The organism is Blautia sp. OM06-15AC (assembly GCF_003481425.1).
Taxonomy (GTDB): domain Bacteria; phylum Bacillota; class Clostridia; order Lachnospirales; family Lachnospiraceae; genus Fusicatenibacter; species Fusicatenibacter saccharivorans.
In genome coordinates, this window is record NZ_QULD01000033.1 from 1 (window position 1) to 840 (window position 840).

General features: G+C 45.2%; 1 protein-coding gene. It reads left to right on the forward strand.

From position 1 onward, the window contains the following. Window positions 1-160 precede the first annotated feature (160 nt). Complete coding sequence (locus DXB83_RS16320) at window positions 161-589, forward strand: hypothetical protein (protein ID WP_055218800.1); 429 nt, start codon at window positions 161-163, stop codon at window positions 587-589. The last annotated feature ends 251 nt before the right edge of the window (window positions 590-840 follow it).

An 840-nucleotide genomic window follows, 5' to 3' on the forward strand; every position in this document is an offset into this window, starting at 1 on the left:
CTGGCTGCCGCCAGCTACCCTTTTGTGGACTTGCCATCTGGGGACACCTTGCGTTGTAAGCTGTTCCCAGCCGACAAGTTTTACAAAAGCTCTCTGTACTTTGAGGGTCGAATAAAGTATAATGAAGTCAATGAGAAATCGGGAGTTGGAGGTATTCACTATGAAAAAGATTATAACCGTAACGCTTTGCATTGTGCTGGTTCTTCTCTTTGCCGGATGCGGAAAGAACGGCGATACATCAAAAGTGGAAATTGATTATGGAGCATCTTCCGTTTATTCAAAAGAAGAAATAGATTCTGCCATTGAGATTATAAAAAAGCAGTTCGCTTCGTTTGAGGGCTGTGAATTGCATAGCCTTTCTTATATGCCAGATGAAGAATGCAACAATGCAGATAACATTGAATGGATGAATGATTTAAGAACGGAAGATAATAAAGAAGCCTTTACGCAATGTATTGCATTTAAAAGTAGTTTCCGTTCGCCAAAAAACGGCGGCGGTGCATGGGAGGCGAACGAAGAATACACTTGGTCATGGTGGCTTGCACGGTGTGAAGGTGGAGAATGGAAGTTAATGACGTGGGGGTATTGATAAGCGTAAGAACTTCCAGTTTGCCACTCACACATCGGGTCAACTTGTCCCGAACTTTTACAACTTAATACCCGCCGCCCACACAGCGGCACACCAAGCAGGAAATCTGAAAAAGGTTGCCTGCTTTTTTTCTGCCCGAAATGAGGTGGTAAAACGCCACCCCATCCACCAATTACCGAAAGGAGGGACACGAAATGTCCTGCCCACACAACGAAATCACGATTGTTCAGCGCAGCCAGCGGCAGTCTGCG